Below are 7,574 nucleotides of genomic sequence, written 5' to 3'. Positions count from 1 at the left end.
GCGTCATTCGTAAGGCGATCAAGAACCGGAAGATTTTTCGGACTGATGAGTCAGTCATGAAGGTAATCTATCTGGCCATGGAAAAAGCTTCCGAGAAATGGACCATGCCGATCAGGAACTGGAAAGCAGCCATGAACCGGTTTGAAATTATGTTTCCTGACCGGTTCAAGGAGTAATAGTTTTGGTGGCGTTTACACAGAATTATTTACAGGCTCAATCGTAAATTAAAAACTACGTTTTTCACGTACTCTTGGAAGACACTTGAAACTCTGGTTTATACAGATGACAAGCTGATTTGCGATGCACCTACCTGTGGTTGCTTACGCCATACGTATTTTCATAGAAAGCATGGTCAGCTTCTTTTAGGGAAATCATCTTGTGAGAGTTATGGCAGCGCATACTTTAAGAGTTTAGGTTAGTGGCAACCGAAAACTCACTATCACCAACTTATGAGCCAGTAATTAGTAAGGCATCTTGTGATACCTCTGGTAAATTCTATACTGGCTCTCCCTTTAGTAGTTCTAGTTGATTTACTATGAAATTCAAGACTTATAAGTTTCTTTGCGAAACTTGGATGAAAAAACATCGCAAAGGTTGGAAAACACCTAAGCCAAAGAATCAAAAGCAGCAAGCGGAGTTGCTGAATAAAACCCTGACAGAAGTAAGTCGTCAGCTACCAACGGAATTCAACGAAGGGAGAGATCAAGTACTGCATGAGCTTTTATGGAAACAGTCGCCTGATAAAGTAGCTATTTTTCCCACTGTTGAGACGATTAAAGCGTTGCAACAAGCTCAATATGAAGTTGACGGTATCCACTTTGAGATGCCCGCATCATCGTTTCTGCTTATGATTCCAGAGGGAGTGCCTGAACTTGACGGTATCGATGGTGCTTTGATCACCTTTGATACTGTGAGCTCATTGGTTAGTGAGACTGTCAGACTGTTAAAACCATTTGACTCTAATATGCCAACCCCTCAAAAAAATATCTTAGACGATAAAACCCGAGTACTCAGAATTATCTATCCGGACCCGCGCTACAAGTGTGATGGAATCACTCCCTACTCTCAGACCAATATACCTGAAAATAAGCTGATAGATTACATTCGATCAGGAACATGGGAATCCTATAAGGCAGGGCAAGAATATTTTAGCCCTGATTCGATCAGTCTTACTGATGAAGAACAACGAACGCAATTTGAATTGACCCGCCTGCTAGCAGCATTGGCAATCTATTGGCAGGCTCTTGGTGATGAAGTTCTTATTCCAGGCTTTCCGGGGGAACATCTTAAACACTCTCTTAAATGGAAGCGAGAAGATGGCTGGCTTAATGAAATAAGCCCTCAAACTTTCAAGGCAATTACCGCCGGTAAAACATCTCCTGATATGCATTATCGAGCATGGCATTTTCGTGTTTTACGACATGAAAAATATTATCGTAACGCTGAGTGGCTGGGTAAGGCTCCAGGCTCCCGAATTGTTTTTGTAAGAGATTCTATTGTGAATGAAACGGTAACTCCTAACACTATGTAGAAGAATGAGGATTCAAATCTTAACTCGAATAATATCCCCCCACTGAGTCGTATAACAGGGACTCAATGCCTGCTGGTTCATATGCCACTGCTGAGACTCAAACCCCACGGAAGCAGGCCGCAGTGTTTGGCTTCCAAAGCGTTGATTGATGGCATCCAGTACCGACATCATCCGGGTATTTTCGGGGTTTGATGCTGCTGCCAGTAAATCTCCCTGAAAGCCCTGGCCGGAGCAAAGATCCATTAGGGCGAAGCCTGCCTTTTTATACTCGTAACCCTCCTGAAACAGCACGTCCAAAGCCGGAGTTAACTGTTGCAGCCAGACCGAGCTATCGCTTGTGGGAGACGGAGCCATCAGCTTAAGACTTCGGCCTGTTTGTGGGAGATTGTCTTTAAAGGGGTCAGTCCTGATAAAGAGGATGGCTTCACGGGAATACTGCTTTTGCTTTCTGAGTTTCTCGCAGGCACGACAGATAAAACTGGCCAGTGCCGCATGGAGTTCCTTTTTGGTGGTGACTCGATGGCCAAAGCTTCTTGAACACATAATCTGATGTTTATTCGCTGCGCCTCCTTCCTCCCAGGGAATGCAATATTCTCCCTGGAGTTCGCAGACTGTCCGTTCCAACACTACAGAAAACTGTTTCTTGATCCAATGTCGATTGGCGTTTGCCAGTTGTGCCGCAGTATGAATACCTGCTGCCTCCAGCCGTTTTCCGATTCGCCGGCCGACACCCCATACTTCACCAACCGGGGTAATCGCCATTAGCCGCTGCTGGCGAATGGGGCTGGTTAAATCCACAACGCCACCGGTTGCCGGAAATTTCTTGGCCGCGTAATTCGCCAGTTTGGCGAGTGTTTTGGTGGTTGAGATGCCCACGCCAATAGGAAGCCCTGTCCACTGGAATACCCGCTGTTTCATGTCCCGGCCTCTGGCATGCAGGTTGTCTTCAGGAAAACCGGAGAGGTCAACAAAGGCTTCATCGATGGAATACACTTCCAGCTTCGGGCTGAACTGTTCCAACACCGACATAAAACGAGATGACATATCGCCGTAAAGTGCTTAGTTGGAGCTTTTCAGAATGATCTCGTCACGCTCTACCTGATCCCTGACTTTGAATGCCGGTGTACCCATGGCAACGCCCAGTGCTTTGAGTTGCGCTGTTCTGGCAACAATGCAGCCATCGTTATTGCTCAGTACTCCCAGGGCTTTATCAAGCAGGGATGGATTAAAGACCTGCTCGCAGGAACAGTAAAAGGCGTTGGCGTCGCAGAGGGCGATTACTTCTTTCATCGCAGGTGGTGAATAACTTCAGTCACCACACCCCAAACAGTAATTTCCTGTTCAGAATCGAGCTTAACGGGCGGGTAGTCCGGGTGTTCAGAATGGAGTTCTGGCTTGTTGTTGCAGTAGACGAGGCGCTTTACGATTAACTCACCATCCAGCAGAGTGAGTATCACATCACCATCTTTTGGGGATAGCGAGCGGTCAATAATGAGGATATCACCATCGAAGATACCGGCCCCTTCCATGGATCGTCCCTGGGCTCTGGCGAAGAAAGTGGCAGCAGGATGACGGATTAATAGTTGATCAAGGGACAGTGTTTCTTGCAGGTAATCTGCCGCAGGACTGGTAAAACCGCAGGCTGCGGGGCTCTGGTAGAAGGGTAAAACTTCTGGGCTGGGCTGTGGAAGGATCTGGATTGGCTTCATGCCACTTCAACTCAAAGACTGTTTATATATACAGTATAGTCATTTGATCTGATTCTTGTGTCAAGCTAATGAGCAGTGGTGCTGGGGGTTAGCAAATAAGATATTCAGTGTTTAAGCAGGCTGTGGATAAACAGATAAATCCAGCGTTCTTTGAAAACAAGATTTCTAGATAACCTTCCTTATTACAGGATGTTATGCACAATCCTCTCTGAACTTGTCATCGGACTTGAGTCCATGTGTAGCCTGTTGATAAATTGTGTGCTTGTTGTTAGTCGAGCCTGATCATAAATGGTAATGATTTCGGTTTTTCTTATTGCGTAGCTCGATGAGTCATCCAGAATTTATGTGGAAAACGCTGTGGATAAACCGTGAGGATATGAGTCTGAGTGGCAAAAAAGGAGGGTTATAAACAACTGATTATTTTTTGATCGATTGATATCGGCTGTATTTTGGATAACTTTATTATTTTTTGCTTACCTCAAACTTCCACTTCATAGTGAGCGAGATCAGGTGCGATACCTCTTATCTCCCCATCCTGAATAAATGCCTTCAGACCAACGTTTACTGACTCCCCCTTCACGGTGATCACTGAACCATCTCTCAGCTCTGCCTGACTGGTACCGTTGCCGTTGTTAGCAGTAATGGTGGCGATGACCCGCATGCCTTCAGGAATCAGAGCCTTGAACTGCTGCCAGATATTGGTGGTTGCCATAATCCCTCCATAGACTATGTTTAACCTGTCGTTTTAATGACAAACCAATGCGCTTAAGTCCCAGTATTACCATACTGGGCACTTTTTAATAATGCCGCTCGAGCTCTACTGACTGAACAACATTCCCCACGCCACTTGCACTGATGCTGGTCGCCAGACAGAGGGCTTGCCAGTTTCCGCTCTCTCCTAAAAGCGTATCCTGAACTTCCACCAGCATACCCGGCTCAATTAAGCCAGGTGCCGTGTTGGTGTCGGTCAATGGCAGTTCAATGGTGGTAATGCTCTGGTTGCCGCCCTTGGCCAGCTCATTTCGGCCTCGCTCAGTATTGACCTGTGTTTCTGTCAACCAGTCTTCCAGAATATCCGGTGCTGGGTTATCACCGGCACTGCCTGTGCGCTTAACATTTACCGCTACTCCAGCATTGGTGCCAGAGACATAAACAGCATTGTAAGCCTGCTCCGGTCGCCAGTTGGCACTCAAGCTAATGACCATACTTGCCGGAACGATCTTATCCATTGTGGCAGTATTCCAGTGCCAAGGGCTGGCAGGATAACGGGGCTGTATGCTCACCTGGTCATTATCACGACTTGGGATGATCACCGATCCAGCTGTAGTTGCGATCTTGGCCACCACCTGCATAGCGGTCTGGTTCTGATAGCTGAATGAGCCACCGGGCATGATCCAATCGGGAGTACTGTAGTCGTTCAGATCGGGATAGATTGCCGTGAAGCCGCTCTCTTCAAAGAAAGAGGCCAGTTCTTCGGTAATGGCCTGTTTAGCGTTCAGGTTGGCGCTGTTGCTCTTGCTTCGTTGCGGCGCATAGGGGGCTGCGAGCAGTTGCGTTCGACTGCTGCCATAAAGGGTGTAACGCTCATCCCCGAACCGTCGGTTTGTGCTGTAACGCTCAATAATGAAGATCCACTTCCAGCCGTAGATATCCACTTCGATCTGCTTCGGACCGTTCTCGTCCGGTTCCACCAGTGCGATATTGGAAGCGCCCCATAGCTCTCCGGTAAAGCTCCATGAGAAGCTATCAATATCCAGACTTATCTCCATTGATGGCAGTTCAAGCGGAGTCCGGGCAGGCAATACGACAGTGGTGCTAATGTTCATTAGCAGATAGCTCTCCCTGATCTCTGGCTGTTCCGGTTCCGGCTTTTCCACAATGTCCGGGTCAGTCTCACCGTCATAGTTGCCGGTTACGCTTTCATCCTTGGCTTTCTGGCCTAAACCCCACAGCAGAATAACCGGCTGATCTTCCCGGCGGTTGCTCTGGAAGTTTGAGACAAGCTTGCTGTCTCTCGGCTGTATTACCTTTCGCTCTAATCGCCAATCTATTTTGAAATAGACTTCCGGGGTGATATCAGGCGAATAAGGCCGACCATCAAAAAGAAAGCTGACTGCATTTCCACCTGGCATCAAGTAGCCGAGCATGTCTAACTCATGCGGTGGGCTGAATTCATCCACTCGGCGGATACTGTTTTGTTTTTGTCGATCTTCAGGCCTGCCTGTTTGCCAACGATCAACTGCACTCTCATCAGTAGCCTTTATTGAGTGATCCCAACGCTGCGAGTGTTTAACATCCTGCAGGATGGTACGTTTCCAAAGGCTATTTTTTGAACTGCGTTTGGCTACCGACTCACCATGACTAAAACGGACAACGGCACTCTTTTTAGTCACCTCCCCCCAAAATAGCCCCATTGGCAAGACTTTCAGAGGCGTTGCCTGCTGGCTAGTTTGTGTCCGGCTACGACTAACAGGCAAACTAACGCCATAGGCCACCAGACGGCTCTGCTGGCTACTGAGGCCGGTATCCCACCGCCCTTGGTAAACACTGACTATCGAAGGCGGTGTAACAAAGGCGTATTTCTTTTCTGGATAGAAAGCGAAGTCAGTAACCGGCACATAAGGATCGAGGCCGAAAATGAAATCAGCTTTGTTTGGTAGGTAAGCCATCGTTATCAGCTGGCAGGAATGATGGTTGGGATTATTGGACCGTGTACCAGTGGACGGCTAAACGGTTTTGCTTTGAATTGAGCAGTACCTATCGTCTGGCTCGTATCAGTCTCATACCACCAGACCGGTTCCGTATTGCCAGTGATGCCAGCGAGTGTGCATTGGTAGACATAGCCCTGAAAGTTTGCAGGCCTGATAACATCACCGACAACATAGGCTGTATCTGGTTGCCAGACAGTGCCGTATTCGTCCGTTGCCATTACCATTACTGCGCCCTCGTAAGGGCTGGTATCCAAGGTATAGGTTCCATCAACATCACTGCTGACAGTGCTATCGAGAACAGCATGTTTGGTCAGTTCACTATCGGTCACTGCCAACTGTGCCTCGGTTATAGCCATGACTCTCCGGGCAACAAAAAGATCATTCTCTGTAATGACGCCCTGAACCTGTGTGGTGTTGCCATTACCGGGAATGATAATCCCCCCGGCTCCGGCATCACCACCGCCACCTGTCGTCGGGATGGTATTTCCATCTGTCCAGATGACCTTTGTATCATCGCTATTAACCCAGGTTAGACTGCTGTCTATGTTATTCCGCCGGGTAGTGACTTTTAGAGGTTCAGCCACATTCTCAAAATCAGAGTTCCATATCGTCTGGTAGGTACTAATTGCGGACGTATTTTTTACTGGCGATGAGTTATAAATATTGGATAGGTGAAAGTCTGTAATTAATAGACCTGCTGCAAAGGTATTCGTCTTCGATGCGTAGCCCAGTGAGACTTCCTGATAACTATACCAAGGAAAGGTATAGTTTTTACTTGATTGCAAATTAACAACGGTATCTCGTGTGCCATTGATGTGCATTACCAACTTATCAGGCGAATAACTCCGGCTCGCATTCATAGTGATTACGATTTCAACAGGCACACCTGTCGGCAATAGGGTAGTTGATTCTCCCTTTGTTCCTACACGGCCATCACTAGACCTTTCCGTTCGATAATGTAAAACCCCATTTTCAACCCAAATGTCTGTCCGATACACAGAACTGCCATTTGACGTTGCGAAGCCATCTACATTTAAAAGCGGAACACTTTTTGTCGCCGTTGACTCATGCAAAATCAACGTCATTACAAAATGAAGTTCGGAAACAGACGAATTAAATGCCTCATTATCCGCTGCATAAATTCGAGGAGTAGATAATGTGCCTGCAGCATTATCTTCGGGAAACCATATTCCAGCCATTAGTCAGCATCCCCCCTGATTTGAAGCGTAAAATCATCATTGGTTTCCGTTCCCTGACCGGCGAGAACCGTCCGACAAATCCAGATAGGTGCAAGGCAACCATCGGTATTAAATCGAATAGCGTTCCCCGCTGCCCAGCCAGTTCCCCAACCATCAGCCCGGATAGTGAAGAAAGGCACACCTGTTTCCGGGTTAAGTGGCGCTGCATCAGCAATGGTATTGCCGGTTGCGATGATCCCGAGCTTTTCTTCAACAATCTGAAAGGCTGAACCACTGGTGAAAATGATCGCCCACTTACCATAGATGGCTCCCTTGTTGGTCACTTCCACCGGATAGTTGATAGTGTTGTATTGCGCCGTGGTCTGATCCCCAACCCGGTGATCAGTCCAGTTCGGGTCGCCGTTGTCCCATACCTTCTGGCTGA

General features: G+C 47.5%; 7 protein-coding genes and 2 pseudogenes. 2 read left to right on the top strand and 7 right to left on the bottom strand.

Annotation, left to right across the window (positions count from 1 at the left end):
- Nucleotides 1–176, top strand: a pseudogene (locus AK963_RS35795) (IS256 family transposase); the annotation flags it as partial.
- 359 nt (nucleotides 177–535) lie between these two features.
- On the top strand, nucleotides 536–1,531 hold the full coding sequence (locus AK963_RS23015; RefSeq protein ID WP_139117601.1) for a hypothetical protein: 996 nt from the start codon (nucleotides 536–538) through the stop codon (nucleotides 1,529–1,531).
- A gap of 12 nt (nucleotides 1,532–1,543) precedes the next feature.
- Here the strand turns inward: AK963_RS23015 and AK963_RS35790 are convergent, their stop codons facing one another.
- The 7 genes and pseudogenes from AK963_RS35790 to AK963_RS33470 all read right to left on the bottom strand — a co-directional run.
- Complete coding sequence (locus tag AK963_RS35790) at nucleotides 1,544–1,699, bottom strand: DUF4113 domain-containing protein (protein WP_238593825.1); 156 nt, start codon at nucleotides 1,697–1,699, stop codon at nucleotides 1,544–1,546.
- Nucleotides 1,700–1,747: 48 nt separating this feature from the next.
- Nucleotides 1,748–2,821: pseudogene (locus AK963_RS23010) on the bottom strand (Y-family DNA polymerase); the annotation flags it as partial.
- Nucleotides 2,818–3,240, bottom strand: coding sequence for a LexA family protein (locus AK963_RS23005; RefSeq protein ID WP_066017748.1), 423 nt, complete (start codon nucleotides 3,238–3,240; stop codon nucleotides 2,818–2,820). The pseudogene AK963_RS23010 and the gene AK963_RS23005, both read right to left, overlap by 4 nt.
- Before the next feature lie 478 nt (nucleotides 3,241–3,718).
- Nucleotides 3,719–3,952, bottom strand: a complete 234-nt coding sequence (locus tag AK963_RS23000; RefSeq protein ID WP_066017747.1) for a hypothetical protein — start codon at nucleotides 3,950–3,952, stop codon at nucleotides 3,719–3,721.
- Between the two features lie 85 nt (nucleotides 3,953–4,037).
- Nucleotides 4,038–5,909 carry a hypothetical protein gene (locus AK963_RS22995; protein ID WP_066017746.1) on the bottom strand — a complete coding sequence of 624 codons (1,872 nt, stop codon included), beginning with the start codon at nucleotides 5,907–5,909 and terminating at the stop codon, nucleotides 4,038–4,040.
- A gap of 5 nt (nucleotides 5,910–5,914) precedes the next feature.
- Nucleotides 5,915–7,150 carry a hypothetical protein gene (locus AK963_RS22990; protein ID WP_066017745.1) on the bottom strand — a complete coding sequence of 412 codons (1,236 nt, stop codon included), beginning with the start codon at nucleotides 7,148–7,150 and terminating at the stop codon, nucleotides 5,915–5,917.
- The coding region (locus tag AK963_RS33470) for a hypothetical protein (RefSeq protein ID WP_202969835.1) at nucleotides 7,150–7,574 on the bottom strand (425 nt) is incomplete at its 5' end. The genes AK963_RS33470 and AK963_RS22990, both read right to left, overlap by 1 nt.

The organism is Endozoicomonas atrinae, assembly GCF_001647025.1.
GTDB lineage: Bacteria > Pseudomonadota > Gammaproteobacteria > Pseudomonadales > Endozoicomonadaceae > Endozoicomonas > Endozoicomonas atrinae.
The sequence above is the reverse complement of the archived record's forward strand: the minus strand, read 5'-3'. Positions and strand labels throughout refer to the sequence as shown.

Bases quoted from the DNA above. Each gene is read 5' to 3' on its own strand.
- AK963_RS23015 (WP_139117601.1), top strand. From the start codon at position 536: ATGAAATTCAAGACTTATAAGTTTCTTTGCGAAACTTGGATGAAAAAA.
- AK963_RS22990 (WP_066017745.1), bottom strand. From the start codon at position 7,150: ATGGCTGGAATATGGTTTCCCGAAGATAATGCTGCAGGCACATTATCT.
- AK963_RS23000 (WP_066017747.1), bottom strand. From the start codon at position 3,952: ATGGCAACCACCAATATCTGGCAGCAGTTCAAGGCTCTGATTCCTGAA.
- AK963_RS22995 (WP_066017746.1), bottom strand. From the start codon at position 5,909: ATGGCTTACCTACCAAACAAAGCTGATTTCATTTTCGGCCTCGATCCT.
- AK963_RS35790 (WP_238593825.1), bottom strand. From the start codon at position 1,699: ATGTCGGTACTGGATGCCATCAATCAACGCTTTGGAAGCCAAACACTG.
- AK963_RS23005 (WP_066017748.1), bottom strand. From the start codon at position 3,240: ATGAAGCCAATCCAGATCCTTCCACAGCCCAGCCCAGAAGTTTTACCC.